Origin of the sequence: Agarivorans sp. TSD2052, assembly GCF_023238625.1 — a bacterium.
Lineage (GTDB): Bacteria > Pseudomonadota > Gammaproteobacteria > Enterobacterales > Celerinatantimonadaceae > Agarivorans.
In genome coordinates this window covers 3,956,220-3,972,429 of the sequence record NZ_CP096670.1, presented here as the reverse complement: position 1 = coordinate 3,972,429, position 16,210 = coordinate 3,956,220, and the positions used below count along the sequence as shown (strand labels likewise).

The following is a 16,210-nucleotide window of genomic DNA, read 5'->3' as shown; positions in this document are numbered from 1 at the left end:
AACTATCATTTATGAGCGAGCGTTACTGGCAAGACAAGTTTGATATCGGCCCCGGCTGTGTAGAGCGCTTTTTAACCACCGAGCGATTCTCTGAATTAACTAAGTTACAAATCAGCTTGGCTGGCGTCTCTTATTTGCGTGGCGAGTATTTAGTGAGCCGGCGTGCCCCTGAGGAGCATCTATTAGTTATCTCAATGGCCGGCTTAGGAAACTTACATACACCGCAGGGACAGCAGCGTATCGGCCCTAATGAGTTACTGATTTTGCCTGGCGGGAGCCATTACGCGATTAGTTTGGCGAGCCACTTTTGGCGGCATAATTGGTTTTTGTTTTCGGCTGATATCAGCTGGTACCGCTTCCCAAAACAAGCGCAAGTGCTAAAAATTAACTCAAGCCATCATATCGATCAGTGCTTAAAGCTGCTGCTTGATGAAGAGGGGAAGCATAAAGCGGATCCGCTAATTGAATCGGCCTTAATACAGTTGTTAAAGCGTTATTTGTTACAAGTGTTAAGCCCGTTAAAGCATCTTGAGCCCAGCCCGCTACAAAATTTAGAGCAGCAGTTGCGGGCTTCGTTACATTACCCTTGGTCGGTGGCCGAAATGGCGCAGCGTTTGTCGGTATCGGAAGCGCATTGCTACCGCTTATTTCAGCAAGAGTTTAAAGCCAGCCCCAAACAGTATTTAACTCGCTTGCGCTTAGAACACGCAAGTTATTTATTGAGAGAGAGCCGTTGGTCGATAGAGGTGATTGCCAGCCAGTTGGGTTATCAAGATGGTTTTGCTTTTGCTCACCGATTTAAGAAGAGTTTTGGGGTGTCTCCGGGGCGTTATCGACGCCAAAACCAAAGCAATTTATTATCACCCTAAGTGCTCGGTGGCAGACACTCGCGGGTAAAGGTGGCGATGGCGAGTTCTGCGACTTGCTCTAGTTGTTGGCGGGTGGCCCCATTGGTGGAATGTACGTTTAAACCTTGTAAAATAGTGGCAAGGTAGTGAGCCAGGGCTTCGGGATTAGCCGCAGCTGACAAATCGTTTTCTTGCTGCGCACGTTCAAAGCGCTGTTGCAAAGCAAGGCTTGCTTGAGCGCGGCGTTCTTGTAACGCGTGTTTAATGGTGCTGGCGTTTTCACTACACGACAAAGCCCCTTGTACAATGACACAGCCCTGCGGTTGCTTAGGATCACACAGATTTTCTATTACCCCATTGAGCATGTATTTTACCACTTGATAGATAGTTGGCTGCTCTAGGGCCGGAAAAAAAAATGCCTGAGGGCGTTTTTCGTAGAGCTCAATCGCTTGTAAAAAAAGCTGCTCTTTATTACCAAACGCTGAGTACATACTCGGTTTATTGATACCCATTGCTTGGGTTAAATCGCTAAGCGACGCCCCCTCATAGCCTTTTTGCCAAAATACCTCTAGGGCCATCTCTAGTGCTTTATCAGCATCAAAACTACGTGGGCGACCGATAGGTGAACAGCATTTTGGAGACATAGGTAAACCTCATGGATGTATCTAGCGATCATAACTAAGTGGCTCTGGAGTGTCTACAACATTAAATACCGATAGGTACAAAAATAACTTGATCTTGATCATAATTCCGCACTAACATACCACCCAGTACAAAAAGAAACATCATATCACTATCAATTATTCATCACTTGAGGGATCAGAGATGACTTCAGTTTATGGCTTAGCAAAACTCATCGTAATTAGTGCTTTTAGTCTTTCATTAATCGCTTGTGGAAAGCCCGAAGCCGCCACGACTCAAGCTCCTCCACCACCTAGTGTCGATGTCGCCGAAGTCATCGTTGAGCGGATTACCGAAACCGATCTTTACACCGGGCGCTTACGAGCACCGCAAACCGTGATGGTGGTACCGCGTGTATCCGGTTATATCGACCAAGTTCTATTTGATGAAGGCAGTTTGGTGGAAAAAGGCCAAGTGTTATTTAAGATAGATAATCGAATTTTTGCCGCCGAAGTGGCGCGCTTAGAGGCAGAGCTTGTCAGTGCTAAAAGCAGTTTAGAACTGGCCAAAAAGGGCTATAAACGGGCTCAGTCTTTGAATCAACAAAATGCCATTTCAGATGAAATTTTAGATAATCGCTTTTCGGCGAGAGAGCAAGGTGTCGCCGCGGTGGCGTCAATTAGTGCCGCTTTATCGCGAGCCAGTCTTGATCTTGAGTTTAGCGAAGTGCGCGCCCCGATAAGTGGTCGAGTATCAAATGCCCTGATCACCGAAGGTAACTACGTAAACTTAGGTGCTAGCCAATTAACGCGTATTGTTTCTACTGACCACATGCATGCTTATTTCGATGTCGATGAGCAAAGCTTTTTAAAGTATCAAGAGCTTAGCAATGTATTACCCATGTCTGGTGATCAAGAAATGATCGCCGCCGTACAAATGGCCTTGGCCGACGAGTCTCAGTTTAAGCATTTAGGGCAAATTGATTTCATTGACAATGTAGTGGCTGGCGATACCGGCACTATTCGATTGCGGGCCAGTTTTAGTAATCAAACCGGTGAGCTATTACCGGGTATGTTTGCGCGTTTAAAAATCGCTGGCAGCAGCACTTATCAAGCGATACTGATTGACGATAAGGCAGTGGGAACTGACCTCAACAATAAGTTTGTTTTGGTATTGGATGACAACAATCAAGTGCAGTATCGACCGGTTGTGCTGGGCGAACAAATTAATGGTCTACGCATTGTATTGCAGGGCTTATCTGGCGAAGAAAGAATTGTGGTTAATGGTATTCAGCGAGTGCGCCCACAAATGCAGGTGACTCCGATAGCGACCAATATGGCGAGTGAGCAAGTGCTTGGCCGTTTGCGTCAATCCCAACAGTTGCTAGACCAACAGAATCAGCAGTTAAGCTTAAAGGCTAATGCGCTCGTTCAACAAGGATAAGTTTGCTTATGTTTTCTCAGTTTTTTATTAAGCGGCCAATTTTTGCTGCGGTCATATCGTTGTTGATGTTTATTGGCGGTGCGATAGCTGTATGGCAATTGCCCATTACAGAATACCCAGAAGTGGTGCCGCCTACGGTGGTAGTTACTGCTAACTATCCTGGTGCCAACCCTAAGGTGATTGCTGAAACAGTGGCTTCACCCTTAGAGCAAGAGATTAATGGTGTTGAAGATATGTTGTATATGTCTTCGCAAGCGACCTCTGATGGCCGCATGACTCTCACCGTTACCTTTGCCATTGGTACCGACGTAGACCAAGCGCAAACTCAAGTGCAAAGTCGAGTTGATCGCGCTACGCCCCGTTTGCCTTTGGCGGTGCAGCGTTTAGGCATTGTCACCGAGAAGTCGTCGCCTGATTTAACCATGGTGGTGCATTTAAGCTCTCCTGAAGATCGCTACGACTTACTCTATCTGTCGAACTACGCTGCGCTAAATGTGAAAGATGAATTGGCGCGCATCGAAGGGGTTGGTGCGGTGCGTTTATTTGGGGCGGGTGAATATAGCCTGCGGATATGGCTAGACCCAAACAAAGTGGCGTCTTTAGGGCTTAACCCCAACCAAATTATTAACTCAATTCGTGAGCAAAATCAGCAGGCGGCAGCCGGTAGCTTAGGCGCGCAACCTAGCGGTGAGTCTGACTTTCAGATTTTGATTAACGTTAAAGGCCGTCTAAGTACCATTAGCGAGTTTGAAGACATTATTATTAAAGTTGGCGAGCAAGGCGAAGTGAGCCGCTTAAAAGATGTTGGGCGAGTTGAATTAGGGGCGAATAGCTATGCCTTACGCTCGTTACTGGATAATAAAGACGCGATTGCGATTGGTGTATTTCAAGCGTCTGGCTCTAATGCGATTCAGATCTCTGAAGATGTTCGAGCGCGTATGGCTGAGCTTGCAAAAAGCTTCCCTGAAGGTTTGAGCTACGACACAGTCTACGATCCTACGGTGTTTGTACGCGGCTCAATTGAAGCGGTGGTTAAAACTTTATTTGAAGCGGTATTGCTGGTGGTATTGGTGGTGGTGCTGTTTTTACAAACGTGGCGCGCGTCGATTATTCCATTAGTGGCGGTGCCGGTGTCGCTGGTAGGCACCTTTGCTTTCATGCATTTATTAGGCTTTTCACTGAATGCCTTATCGTTATTTGGCTTGGTATTGGCAATTGGTATCGTCGTAGATGACGCCATTGTAGTGGTTGAAAATGTTGAGCGGAACATTGCCGAGGGCTTAAGCCCTGTCGCCGCAACCCAGCGGGCGATGAAAGAAGTGACCGGCCCGATTGTGGCCACCACCTTAGTATTGGCGGCGGTGTTTATTCCTACTGCCTTTATGTCGGGCTTAACTGGGCAGTTTTATAAGCAGTTTGCCTTAACCATCACCATTTCTACCTTTATCTCGGCGATTAACTCTTTAACCTTGAGTCCGGCTTTGGCGGCTCTGTTGCTGAAAGGGCATGACGAACCTAAAGACCGTTTAACCCGCATGATGGACAGCCTTTTTGGTAAGTTTATCTTTGCGCCGTTTAACCGTGTGTTTAATAAAGGCGCCAATGCCTATGGCCGCGTTATTAAGAAAACCATTCGCTTAGCGGCGGTTGTTGGGATTATTTATGTGGGTTTACTGGGCTTAACGGCTTATCAGTTTGAGACCACTCCGACGGGTTATGTACCGGGACAAGACAAGCAATACTTAGTCGCTTTTGCTCAATTACCTGATGCTGCATCGCTGGAGCGCACCGAAGCCGTTGTTAAGAAAATGTCAGAGATTGCGCTGGCTCAACCTGGGGTTGAGCATGCGGTCGCTTTCCCGGGCTTAAGCATTAACGGCTTCACTAACAGCCCTAACAGCGCCATTTTGTTTACGCCTTTAGCTGATTTTGACCAGCGACAAGATCCCAGTTTGTCAGCGAACGCCATTGCTGGGGCGCTAAATCAACAATTTGCCGGTATTCAAGAGGCCTTTATTGCTATCTTTCCGCCACCGCCGGTACAGGGCTTAGGGACGATTGGTGGCTTTAGATTACAGATCCAAGATAGAGCCAACTTGGGATACGAAGAGCTGGCTAAGGTCACTATGCAGGTGATGCAAAAATCTTGGGCTACGCCAGCGTTAGCTGGAGTGTTTTCTAGTTACCAGGTCAAGGTTCCGCAGTTGGAGTTAGATTTAGATAGAACCAAAGCTATGCAGCAGGGGGTATCGGTTGATGAAGTGTTTGCTACCTTGCAGGCTTATATGGGGTCTACCTATGTGAATGATTTCAATAAATTTGGCCGAACTTATCAAGTGAAGGTGCAAGCCGATGAGTCATTTAGGCAGTCGCCAGAGCAAATCAGTCAGCTTAAAGTACGTAATAATCGTGGCGCTATGATCCCGCTAGGTTCGTTTGTTGATGTCAGCAATACCGCTGGCCCCGATCGCGTGATGCATTACAACGGCTATACCACTGCAGAAATTAATGGTGGGCCAGCTCCAGGCTATAGCTCGGGTGAGGCACAAGCAGCCATAGAGAAAATTTTGGCAGAGACCCTGCCAATAGGGATGACTTACGAGTGGACCGAGTTAACCTATCAACAAAAACTATCGGGTGATACGGCCATGCTGGTTTACCCCTTGGTTATCATTTTGGTGTTTATGGTGTTGGCGGCGCAATATGAAAGCCTACGGTTGCCAATGGCGATAATCTTGATTATTCCTATGACCTTGTTATCGGCGATTAGTGGCGTACTGTTATGGGGAGGTGACAACAACATCTTTACCCAAATTGGCCTGATTGTTTTGGTCGGGTTGGCAACCAAAAATGCCATTCTAATTGTTGAATTTGCCAAAGAGCTACAAGACCAAGGTCGCAGTGTATTAGACGCCGTGCTAGAAGCGTCTCGCTTACGTTTACGGCCTATCTTGATGACCTCTATCGCCTTTATTATGGGGGTGGTACCGATGGTGTTTTCTACCGGAGAGGGGGCTGAAATGCGCCAAGCAATGGGGGTTGCGGTATTTGCTGGAATGATCGGCGTCACCGTGTTTGGTTTGTTGCTGACGCCCTTGTTTTACTACTTACTGGCGAAACGTACACCCAAACTGAGTGAACAACAGCAAGCTCTTGCGGTGGCCGACCCAGCATTAATGGCTAAGTAAGCCTAGTTGGGTGCCAGTTAAGCTGGCTGCTTAAAAAATAAAACTCCGCAGATCGTTATATGATCTGCGGAGTTTTTTAGATCTGGGCGTTTGATAACGAATAGTCTGCGCTAATGGGCTTCGCTATTTAGGTTGTGAGGCCATCATTTCGTTAAGCCCGCCGCCGTTCACTACATGCTGGTAACCCATTGCTTGTAATACCTGTAAAGCATAACCAGAGCGATTTCCAGAGCGGCAATACACCACTATTGCTTGGTTTTTGTCTTTGGTTATTGCCGCAATTTGATCGGCAATCACCGTATGGGGAATGTTATAGGCTTTATCGATATGCCCTTGGGAAAACTCTCCCTCGGACCGCACGTCAATGAGCAGTGCATCTTGTTGCTGTACATTCCGCCAAGCGGTATCCGCGCGTTCAGAGGCATGGCTGGCAGTGATAGTTAAGACACTACATAGCCAAAAACAGCTTAGTAATTTAGTTATCTTCATAGTGTTCCCTTTAATGAAGTTAAATACAGCATTGGTCTAGTTCACCGTAGTCTATCGGCAGATGCAAATAATTATTTTGATCTAAGTAGACTGTTACCACATGTTTAAAACAAAAAAGCCGCTAACAATAGCGGCTTTTCTTACTGATGCTTAATTAAGCGGCATTGGATTTTTCTTGAATTAACCTATCTACTACCGAGGGGTCGGCAAGGGTTGAAGTGTCGCCCAACGAGTCGGTTTCATTGGTGGCAATTTTACGCAGAATACGGCGCATAATTTTACCCGAGCGAGTTTTAGGTAAGGCTTCAGCCCAATGCAAGATATCGGGGGTGGCAATAGGCCCAATCTCTTTACGTACCCAAGCTTTTACTTCTTTATGTAGCTCGGCACTGGCTTCTTCGCCTGCCATTAGGGTGATGTATGCATAGATACCTTGGCCTTTAATCTCATGCGGCACACCTACCACAGCGGCTTCAGAAATCTTAGGGTGAGCCACTAATGCGCTTTCAATTTCAGCGGTTCCCATGCGGTGACCACTGACGTTTAATACGTCATCGACTCGGCCGGTGATCCAGAAATAACCATCTTCATCACGGCGGGCACCATCCCCCGTCACGTAAGTGCCCGGGAAGGTAGAAAAGTAAGTTTGCTCAAAGCGTTCATGGTCACCGTAAACGGTGCGCATTTGGCCTGGCCAACTGTCTTTAATAATTAAATTGCCTTCAGTGGCGCCTTCAAGCTCATTGCCTTCGTTATCCACTAAGGCGGGTTGCACGCCAAAGAAGGGTCGAGTTGCTGAACCCGGTTTAAGGGCGGTTGCCCCAGGCAGAGGCGTAATTAATATGCCGCCGGTTTCGGTTTGCCACCACGTGTCTACAATTGGGCAGCGTTCATCGCCAATAGTACGGTAATACCATTCCCACGCTTCGGGGTTAATCGGTTCGCCTACCGAGCCCATAATGCGCAGGCTGCTACGTTTAGTGCCCTCAATGGCAGCATCACCTTGTGCCATCAATGCACGTATTGCCGTTGGTGCAGTATATAAAATAGTGACTTGGTGTTTGTCGCACACTTCACTCATGCGGGCAGATGTGGGGTAGTTAGGTACACCTTCAAACAAAATAGTGGTTGCGCCGTTGGCTAAGGGGCCATATACCAAGTAGCTGTGACCAGTGATCCAGCCTACATCTGCCGTACACCAGTAGATATCACCAGGATGGTAATCAAACACGTATTTAAAGGTCATGGTGGCATACAGTAAATACCCACCAGTGGTATGCAATACGCCTTTGGGTTTGCCGGTTGAGCCTGAGGTGTACAAGATAAACAGTGGGTCTTCAGCATTCATTGCTTCTGGTGGACAGTCTGCCGGCTGATCGGCGGTAATGTCGTGCCACCACACATCGCGACCTTGGGTCCAGTTAACTTCGCCCCCAGTGCGTTTTAGCACCACTACACTTTTAACAAACTCACACTCAGGGTGTTCTAAAGCTTGGTCTACGTTGGCTTTTAGCGGCACTCCGCGGCCACCTCGTAGGCCTTCATCAGCGGTAATGACATACTTAGAATTAGAATCAATGATGCGCCCAGCTAGGGCCTCTGGCGAGAAACCACCAAATACAATTGAATGCACAGCCCCAATACGGGTACAAGCCAACATGGCTACTGCTGCTTCAGGCACCATTGGCATGTATAAACACACCACTTCGCCTTTTTTAACCCCTTGGGCTTTCAGTGCGTTTGAAAACTTACACACTTGCTCATACAACTCGTTATAGGTGAGTTTACTGTCTTCTGTTGGGCTGTCGCCTTCCCAGATAATGGCGACTTCGTCACCCCGTTCTTTTAAGTGGCGGTCTATGCAGTTGGCGCTCACATTGAGCAAGCCATCTTCAAACCATTTAATACTAACGTGGCCCGGATCGAAGGACGTATTTTTTACTGTTTCAAACGGCTTAATCCAGTCGAGTAACTCACTACCATGTTTACCCCAAAATTGATCAGGTTGCTCAACCGACTGCTGATACATTTCTAAGTACGTTGGGTCGTCTATTAAGCAGTTTTCTGCAATATTAGGTTTCACCGGGTACAGCTTGTGTTCACTCATGTTCCACTCCTTGCTTCCTCGTTAGAGGCGGGATATCGTCAATGACGTCTCGGATTTTGATATAAGACTCGCACTGACACAGGTTGTCGACAATTAGACTTTTGGTTAATTATTTGTGAATAATAGTAAAATGCTTTATTAATCAAAGTGGTGTTTGTTGTTGCACAACAAAACTGAGAGGCGGCTCACGGCCATTTAACGAATAAACGCGGAAGCGGCTCACTGGTCAGATCAGCAAGCCGATAAAACTAACTACTTAGGTACGACGCTTTGCAGATTAATTGGCGCTAAAAAAGGTCACTGTGTCAGCGGAAAATTGCTCTGAAGGAAGAGTGAAAGGCGCTCAATTGCGCCTTTAGCTTGGCGAGGCTATTTCGCCGAGTAATCGATATTCATGCCTTTGGCTGATAAGCTGAGCACTAAGTGTCCATCAACAATTGCCGCGTTATCTGGAGAAAAGGTCACCAGATTAGACTCAAAGCCCCAATCACCTTTACCCCAACGTTTGTCGTTAAATGTATTGAAATCGTCGCGCCAAGCGAGAGAAAAGTCGCCATTATCTTGGTACTCGTAATACTCCATCCAGTCGACCACTTGGTGAAGGGGGAGGCTGGCAGCGTCAAAACGTCCCACCCAGCCTACCGCTTCAGAAATCCAAATATTCATGCGGTAGCTTTGTGGAATATCGCGCATTGCCACCACTTGTTTTGAACGTTCTGCGGTGTCGTGGCGAATGGTTTCACCGTCTACTTGCCAAATGATGTCATCGGGAGTCCAAGTGATGGCGTATTCAACAAATTCTTCAAGCTGAGGGACGTTGTGATTTTTTTCGCTGTGCTTACGTTTGTTAAGTTTTCCGGTGATTAAGTTGGTTTGTAATTGCTGAGGTGTTTTACCGATGGCTTCAAAATCAATTTCGCTCCAAGGAATGCCGTTGCCTTGCCACGATTCATTGTCGTAGGTAAAAAATGACGATACGACGCCTGGCTCCGAGACGAGTTTCATTCTTACCACAAATTTGCCATAAAGCACTTTGTCGTTACTGTAGACTTCTGCGCCAAATAGCGGTGTTTTGCTGCTATTTAGGGCTCCGCTCTTGGCTAAGGTGTCTTGATTTTCTTGGTTGGCTGATAGCGAGGAACAGCAAAGGAGTAATAGTAACGCGGCTTTTTTCATTGGTATTTTCATTTATTCAATCCGATGGCCTAAAGCTATCTAATTACGGGCACTGCTACTAGCGCAGAATGGAGGCAGTTTCTAAACTTGTGATTGAAGGGGATGTTGTGGAATTTACTATGAAACTCATGCTTGTTGATCAGCAATCAATAGATTGAAAGGGGCGGTTATCGGCCATATTGATGGGCCCGGTTAAGGCTCGCTTAACTGCGGTGTTTTGGCGTGGCGCTAGTGGGGCGCGGGCCAAGGTTTAGCCGTAAGTAAATCATAGCGGCGGTAATCGCATCATCGATGGCTTGATGACGTCCTGAAAGGGGAATGTTTAAGCTGCTACAAATGTGTTCAAGGTCGAGATTGGGGCTAATACCCACATGTTCTACATGCACTTTATCTGCAAACATGCGCCCTACATCAATCAGTGGATTGACTAATTTGAAACCATACAAGCTTTGACAGTGGCGGTTAAGAATGCGCTGGTCGTAAGCAATGTTGTAACCCACGATAGGCCGAGCGCCGATAAATTTGAGTAACGCCGGCAAGGCTTCTTCAATACTGCAGCCTTGCATCAGATCACTATGCCTTAAACGGTGAATTTTTATCGAGTCGCCCGCCAGTTTGTCGGTGGCGCGAACTTTGGCATCAAAAGATTGGCTGGCTAATATAGTATTTTTGCTAATGATGACTGCGCCAATTGACACTATATCTGCAAGTTTGGTGTCTAGGCTGGTGGTTTCTAGATCTAGAGCGACACATTCATTACCTTGATACCTTTGGAACAAGTCGGCATAGGGGCTGTGTTTAAATTTTCGTTTATATAGGTAGCGTCGCAGCATGCTTAAGCCTAGTAATCACGAATATTAAAATGTAGCGCTAGCTGCTGTTTAAATTTTTTCACTACATGCAGCCCATGCCTCAGTAAGTCTCGCTGACTATGGTTTAGCTGGTCGACTCTTAGCACATGGTAATCTTGCTGCTCGTCGGCGGGAAATAGTTGCTGAATCCTTAATTTAAAGAAGAGTAGCAAGGCTTCGGTAAGATTGGCGGCTACATCGGCATCAAGTACCTTGAGTTGCGCTAATTGCTCAATTCTCTCAAGGGTATTGGTTGGGCTAATCGATTTTTCTAATGCGAGTGCTCGCACCCCATGAACGATCGGAAAAATACCGCCTTTTTTGATGTCTAAACCGGCTTGTTTTGACTTGATGTTGCCAAATAAGGTGAGCGGGGTATGAAACTTCAGTGCCGGTTGAGCGAAGAATGCCAAAGTGACACTGCGATTGGCCATCTGACTCATTAGGTCTTTGCGCAAGCGGCGAATTAAGCTTTTATTGCCCGCAATGGCATGCGCGTCGAGCACAATGGCTAAATTCATCATGGCCTCGCCGTGCCCGGTTTCTATCCAATCGGCAATGGTGGAACTCCATTGGCTTTGTGTTTGTACCCATTGTGGATTGTTGACCATGATGTTGCCTGGGCATTGCGGGTAACCTAGCTTAAGCAAGTACTCACTAAACTGCGCGAGTTGCTGTTGTTTTTCTGGCCAATCGTAGCCATCTTCGATGACTAAGCCGTTATCTTGGTCTGTTTTTACGATTTGCTCGCCACGCCCTTCACTGCCCATCACCATTAAACAAACGTGGCTATGGTGCTGGCTGTCGACGGACAAATCGAACACCCGGTTAATGATTTGCTCGTTCATGGTGGCAAGCAGTTTCATGATGAATAAAGTACGAATACCGTTGTTACAGAGGTTCTCTACCAGTTTATTGAGAGTAAGGGCGGCTTCTTCTAAATCTTCTATGCTGGATGCGCGGGCTATTCTTAGGGCCAATACATGTGAGTGGGTTGAGAATAAACTGAGAAGATGAGCCATCTCTAAGATACCAATGATTTTTTGGCTATCTTTCACGACCACACGCTCAATGCTATTGCGGGTCATCAGCAGCATGGCGTTAAACAGAAAATCCCCTTTGTTTACGCTAATCAAATTGAAGTTTGCTAACTGGCTGACCGGTGTATCTAAAGACTGGTGAACCAGTACCGCAGCGTGTAATAAATCGGTACCCGTTAACATGCCAAAACAGCCGTCGTGATTCACCAGTAATGATTCTAGCTTTTGTTCGCGCATGATCATGGTGGCTTGCTGCAGTGACGTTTCCCCTTCGATGACTACGGCCGGTTGTACATTGCGCTCATCAATGGTGGTAAGAATAAACTCGGCCAGATTTTTATTACCCTCACGTGATTCAATTAGTTGATGATGAGAGGCTAAATCGCGTTGAAAGTAGTCGCCAAAGTCACTGTTTTCACTGACCAGTTGGCGAAATATCTGACTGGGCAGGGCATAACAAAGGGTTTCTTCTAGGGCCACGTAGTCGTGTTTAGCATAGCCACCAAACTGCGAGCGAACGTCAAACCAATCTTCTACCGTGTAGTGAGCAAATACCTCGTCGTTATTGTCTGCTCGTTCTTCTACTTGGCCTTTAATGACGATAAATAATGAAGATGCTTGCGCGCCAGCGGTCACTATTTTTTGTTGGCTTTGAAAATAGTGTATATCTAGACTGGTTGATACCAGTTGTCGCTGGCTGGGTTCTAGTTGATCAAAAGGTGGGTGTTGGAAGTTAAAATCGGTACTCATGTTCCCGCCTTTAAGGTTGCTAAGTCTACGTATTTATCACAGATAAGCATGTCGTTTTTTGCTAACTTAACCTAGACGACTTTAGTCTAAACGAGAGTTGTAAGCCCTGTACACGCTGTACATTAGGCCCTACTGTGAATCAAAAGGAAGCTGATTCAATATGCAAATGGTGAGTGAAGGTTGGTTGGTGATTCCCCTTTCTTTGGCGTATTTAGGGGTGTTGTTTTTCATTGCCTATTATACCGATAAAATTTCTAGCGCTAGGTTGAGGTGGCAGCCGGCTTTTTATAGCTTTTCAATCGCGGTTTATTGTACCTCGTGGACTTTTTACGGCACGGTAGGCCAAGCCAATCAAAATCTACTGTCTTTTATTCCGGTTTACCTTGGCCCTTTATTGCTGTTTTTGTTTGGCTGGAAGTTACTGGCGCGGATAATTTTAATTGCCAAGCGCGAGCATATCACCACCATTGCAGACTTTATTGCCGCTCGGTACGGCAAGTCGCAAACCCTTGCCGTGGTTATTTCTCTGATCTGTATTGTGGGTGTTTTACCCTATATTGCATTGCAGCTTCGAGCCATTGTGATGGGTTTAGACCTGTTTGGCGGAGATGCTATGCGAGAAGCTGTGGGTAAGGGCAGTAGCTCACAAATCGCCTTGTTTGTGAGTATCGCGTTGGCGATTTTCACCATGCTGTTTGGTACTCGACATATAGATGCAACTGAACACCACCGAGGGGTGATTGTAGCCATTGCATTTGAATCCTTGGTCAAGTTGGTGGCTTTTGTGTGTGTTGGCTTGTTGGCGGTATCAATCTTGTGGGATTTACCCTTAGCTGCGCAGCAAAACGTGAGCCAGTCTTTAGCGCTTAAATGGCAGCAAATCAGTATCGCCGATGTGAGTGATTTGCTGGTGGCCAGCTTATTGGCGATTGCCGCCGTGATATGTTTGCCTAGGCAGTTTCATGTGACCGTGGTTGAGAACAATCAACTGAGTGATTTACATACCGCCCGTTGGCTATTTCCTAGCTACTTATTGTTGTTGGCTATTTTTGTTTTACCGATTGCCTTTGCGGGCGATTATTTGTTACCCGCAGGCACGCCAGCTGATAACTTTGTGATTAGTTTACCCTTGCAAGCGGGGCATGATTTTCTGGGCATGGTAGCCTTTTTGGGGGGCACCTCAGCCGCTAGTGGTATGGTTGTGGTTTCTACCATTGCCTTAGCAATTATGGTGAGTAACGATTTGGTGTTGCCGCTATTGTTAAAAAAAGGAGGGTTGAATCGACGCAACTTTGCCCAGTTTAGTGAGCTATTGCTGAACGTTCGCCGCACCACTATTTTGGTTATTCTGTTGCTCGCTTGGGGCACCTTTTTAATGCTCGGCGAGATAGCTAATCTGGCCGACATTGGATTTTTGTCTTTTGGCGCGATAGCGCAATTAGCTATTCCGCTGTTATTTGGCTTGTACTGGCGAGAGGGTAATCGCACGGGTGTGTATGCAGGCCTTATTGTTGGCATGACCCTTTGGCTACTTAATCTACTGAATATTACGGGCAGTTTACCCTTGTTGTGGCCTAACGTTGCGTTGATGCCTAATGTGGTTGAATGGCTCACCGCACCACAATGGCAAAATGCCCCGCTTATCTCTAATGACAACTGGGGCATAGTGCTCAGTTTATTGGGTAACTTATCGGCTTATATTCTGGTGTCGAAACTTTCTAGTCCAGCGGTGTCTGAGTGGTTACAAGCCAGTAATTTTGTTGGGCAAAATGGTAAAAGTGATGATGCCGGCGCGCTATACCAATCTAAGGTGAGTGTGGAAGAGTTGCACATGTTGGCATCGCGTTTTTTAGGCACGCAACGGATTAGCGAAAGTTTTCAGAAGTACGCGGCGTCGCGCAGTGTGCAGCTCAGTCCTAACCAACAAGCGCCAGTAGAGCTGATTGCTGAAACCGAACGAATGTTAGGCGGGGTATTTGGCTCATCGTCTGCGCGTTTGGTGCTGGGCTCTGCCTTGCAGGGCAAGCAGGTGCAGCTGGAAGAGTTTGCCTCCATCGCCGAAGAAGCCTCAGAGCTATTACAGTTTAATAAGCACTTGTTGCAAGGAGCCATTGAGCATATTGATCAAGGTATTGCAATTGTTGACCGTGAATTAACATTGGTATCGTGGAATCGACGCTATACCGAACTATTTGAGTTTCCTAACGGTATGATTGCGGTGGGGCGACCGATAGAAGAGGTGATTCGGCATAACGCCGTGAATGGCTTATGTGGTCCCGGCGACATTGAAGAACATGTTGAGCGTAGGGTTGAGCATTTACGCCGTGGTACCAGCCATACGTCTTCAAGGATCCGCCGTGATGGGCGAGTGATCCAAGTGCAGGGTAATCCGATGCCCAACGGCGGGTATGTGATGACGTTTAGTGACATTACTACCTTTCGCCAAGCCGAAGACATGTTGAAACAAGCCAATGAAATTTTAGAAGCGAGGGTTGCCCAGCGCACTCAACAGCTGTCTTCAATCAACCAGCAGCTAATGCAAGCTACTGATTCCGCCGAGCAAGCCAACCAATCTAAATCGCGCTTTTTGGCGGCGGTAAGTCATGATCTAATGCAACCCCTTAATGCGGCAAAGCTGTTTGTAGGCTCTTTGCTTGAGTCTAGCTTAGCGACCGATGCTAAGTTTTTAGCCGCCAGTATTGATAAATCCTTGTACTCTGCAGAAGAAATTATTAGCGATTTGTTGGATATTTCTCGCTTAGAGTCAGGCCGCGTGGAAGTGAGCAATGAGCAATTTGAGATAGGCCATTTGCTGGATCATATTCATGCTGAATTCATACCGTTAGCCCAGCAGCAAGGCGTTGAACTAAAATTGTATGCCAGTAAGCTGACGGTAAGTAGTGATAGCAAACTGCTGCGGCGTATATTGCAAAACTTCTTAACTAACGCCTTGCGCTATAACCCTGACGGCAAGGTGCTGCTGGGTGCTAGACGGAAAGGTAACTATTTACGTTTAGAAGTATGGGACAACGGTCCGGGCATTGATAAGAGTAAGCAACAACAAATTTTTGAAGAGTTTCAACAGCTTAATAAGTCGGGTAAAGCGCGTGAAGAAGGCTTGGGTTTAGGGTTGGCGATTGCACAGGGGTTTGCTGAATTATTAGAAATTCCCATTGGGGTTGAGTCTACCCCAGGCAAAGGTTCGGTTTTCTACATATCGGTACCGATAGTTGAGGCGCTAAATATCCATAAAGAACGGCCGCAAGAACACGACAATATTAACACCACCCAAGGCGCAAAAGTGTTATGCATTGACAATGAACCGGCCATCCTAGCCGGTATGGAAAGCTTGTTGGGGCGTTGGGGCTATGAAGTGGTGTGCTGTGAAGATGCAGAGCTGGCTGAAGAGTTAATCGACGGGGGCTGGACACCAGAGCTAATTTTAAGTGACTATCATTTAGATCACGATAAAACCGGTTTAGAAGCGTTACAGCGATTAATTCACCAGCGCAAACTCTCTTGCCATGGGATAGTGGTTAGTGCTGACCGGCATACCGATCTTATTGACCGTGTGCGCGCTCAAGGTTTTGCTTATTTGAGTAAACCTCTAAGACCGCTGCGGCTAAAGAAATTGTGTCAGCAGTTATTAAACAGTAAAACGGCGGCTAACTATTGGTTAAAACCTAATGGCTAATGG

At 46.7% G+C, this 16,210-nt stretch carries 10 protein-coding genes; 4 read left to right on the top strand and 6 right to left on the bottom strand.

The genetic code is table 11. The features are described 5' to 3' along the window. Positions 1–11: 11 nt before the first annotated feature. Positions 12–869, top strand: a complete 858-nt coding sequence (locus M0C34_RS18080; protein ID WP_248713056.1) for a helix-turn-helix domain-containing protein — start codon at positions 12–14, stop codon at positions 867–869. Here the strand turns inward: M0C34_RS18080 and M0C34_RS18075 are convergent. Next, entirely contained in the window at positions 866–1,492 is a 627-nt protein-coding gene (locus M0C34_RS18075) for a TetR/AcrR family transcriptional regulator (protein WP_248713055.1), read from the bottom strand. The two genes, M0C34_RS18080 and M0C34_RS18075, sit on opposite strands and share 4 nt — an antisense overlap. A gap of 181 nt (positions 1,493–1,673) precedes the next feature. Between M0C34_RS18075 and M0C34_RS18070 the strand changes: the two genes are divergently transcribed. Together M0C34_RS18070 and M0C34_RS18065 are read left to right on the top strand one after the other, a co-directional pair. Further along, positions 1,674–2,912, top strand: a complete 1,239-nt coding sequence (locus tag M0C34_RS18070; protein WP_248713054.1) for an efflux RND transporter periplasmic adaptor subunit — start codon at positions 1,674–1,676, stop codon at positions 2,910–2,912. Positions 2,913–2,920: 8 nt separating this feature from the next. Beyond that, entirely contained in the window at positions 2,921–6,100 is a 3,180-nt protein-coding gene (locus M0C34_RS18065; RefSeq protein WP_248713053.1) for an efflux RND transporter permease subunit, read from the top strand. A gap of 123 nt (positions 6,101–6,223) precedes the next feature. Here the strand turns inward: M0C34_RS18065 and M0C34_RS18060 are convergent, their stop codons facing one another. From M0C34_RS18060 to M0C34_RS18040, 5 genes are all read right to left on the bottom strand, one after another. After that, positions 6,224–6,589, bottom strand: coding sequence for a rhodanese-like domain-containing protein (locus M0C34_RS18060; RefSeq protein ID WP_248713052.1), 366 nt, complete (start codon positions 6,587–6,589; stop codon positions 6,224–6,226). A 154-nt stretch (positions 6,590–6,743) separates the two neighbouring features. Beyond that, on the bottom strand, positions 6,744–8,696 hold the full coding sequence (acs, locus tag M0C34_RS18055) for an acetate--CoA ligase (RefSeq protein WP_248713051.1): 1,953 nt from the start codon (positions 8,694–8,696) through the stop codon (positions 6,744–6,746). Between the two features lie 369 nt (positions 8,697–9,065). Beyond that, positions 9,066–9,884, bottom strand: coding sequence for a family 16 glycosylhydrolase (locus M0C34_RS18050; RefSeq protein ID WP_248713050.1), 819 nt, complete (start codon positions 9,882–9,884; stop codon positions 9,066–9,068). 191 nt (positions 9,885–10,075) lie between these two features. Then, complete coding sequence (locus M0C34_RS18045) at positions 10,076–10,705, bottom strand: 3'-5' exonuclease (RefSeq protein ID WP_248713049.1); 630 nt, start codon at positions 10,703–10,705, stop codon at positions 10,076–10,078. Between the two features lie 8 nt (positions 10,706–10,713). After that, entirely contained in the window at positions 10,714–12,513 is a 1,800-nt protein-coding gene (locus M0C34_RS18040) for a DUF294 nucleotidyltransferase-like domain-containing protein (RefSeq protein WP_248713048.1), read from the bottom strand. A gap of 160 nt (positions 12,514–12,673) precedes the next feature. On the opposite strand from M0C34_RS18040, the gene M0C34_RS18035 reads away from it, so the two are divergent. Next, entirely contained in the window at positions 12,674–16,207 is a 3,534-nt protein-coding gene (locus tag M0C34_RS18035) for a PAS domain-containing hybrid sensor histidine kinase/response regulator (RefSeq protein WP_248713047.1), read from the top strand. Positions 16,208–16,210 lie beyond the last annotated feature (3 nt).

Bases quoted from the DNA above. Each gene is read 5' to 3' on its own strand.
- M0C34_RS18070 (WP_248713054.1), top strand. From the start codon at position 1,674: ATGACTTCAGTTTATGGCTTAGCAAAACTCATCGTAATTAGTGCTTTT.
- M0C34_RS18045 (WP_248713049.1), bottom strand. From the start codon at position 10,705: ATGCTGCGACGCTACCTATATAAACGAAAATTTAAACACAGCCCCTAT.
- M0C34_RS18080 (WP_248713056.1), top strand. From the start codon at position 12: ATGAGCGAGCGTTACTGGCAAGACAAGTTTGATATCGGCCCCGGCTGT.
- M0C34_RS18065 (WP_248713053.1), top strand. From the start codon at position 2,921: ATGTTTTCTCAGTTTTTTATTAAGCGGCCAATTTTTGCTGCGGTCATA.
- M0C34_RS18060 (WP_248713052.1), bottom strand. From the start codon at position 6,589: ATGAAGATAACTAAATTACTAAGCTGTTTTTGGCTATGTAGTGTCTTA.
- M0C34_RS18075 (WP_248713055.1), bottom strand. From the start codon at position 1,492: ATGTCTCCAAAATGCTGTTCACCTATCGGTCGCCCACGTAGTTTTGAT.
- M0C34_RS18050 (WP_248713050.1), bottom strand. From the start codon at position 9,884: ATGAAAATACCAATGAAAAAAGCCGCGTTACTATTACTCCTTTGCTGT.
- M0C34_RS18035 (WP_248713047.1), top strand. From the start codon at position 12,674: ATGCAAATGGTGAGTGAAGGTTGGTTGGTGATTCCCCTTTCTTTGGCG.
- acs (WP_248713051.1), bottom strand. From the start codon at position 8,696: ATGAGTGAACACAAGCTGTACCCGGTGAAACCTAATATTGCAGAAAAC.
- M0C34_RS18040 (WP_248713048.1), bottom strand. From the start codon at position 12,513: ATGAGTACCGATTTTAACTTCCAACACCCACCTTTTGATCAACTAGAA.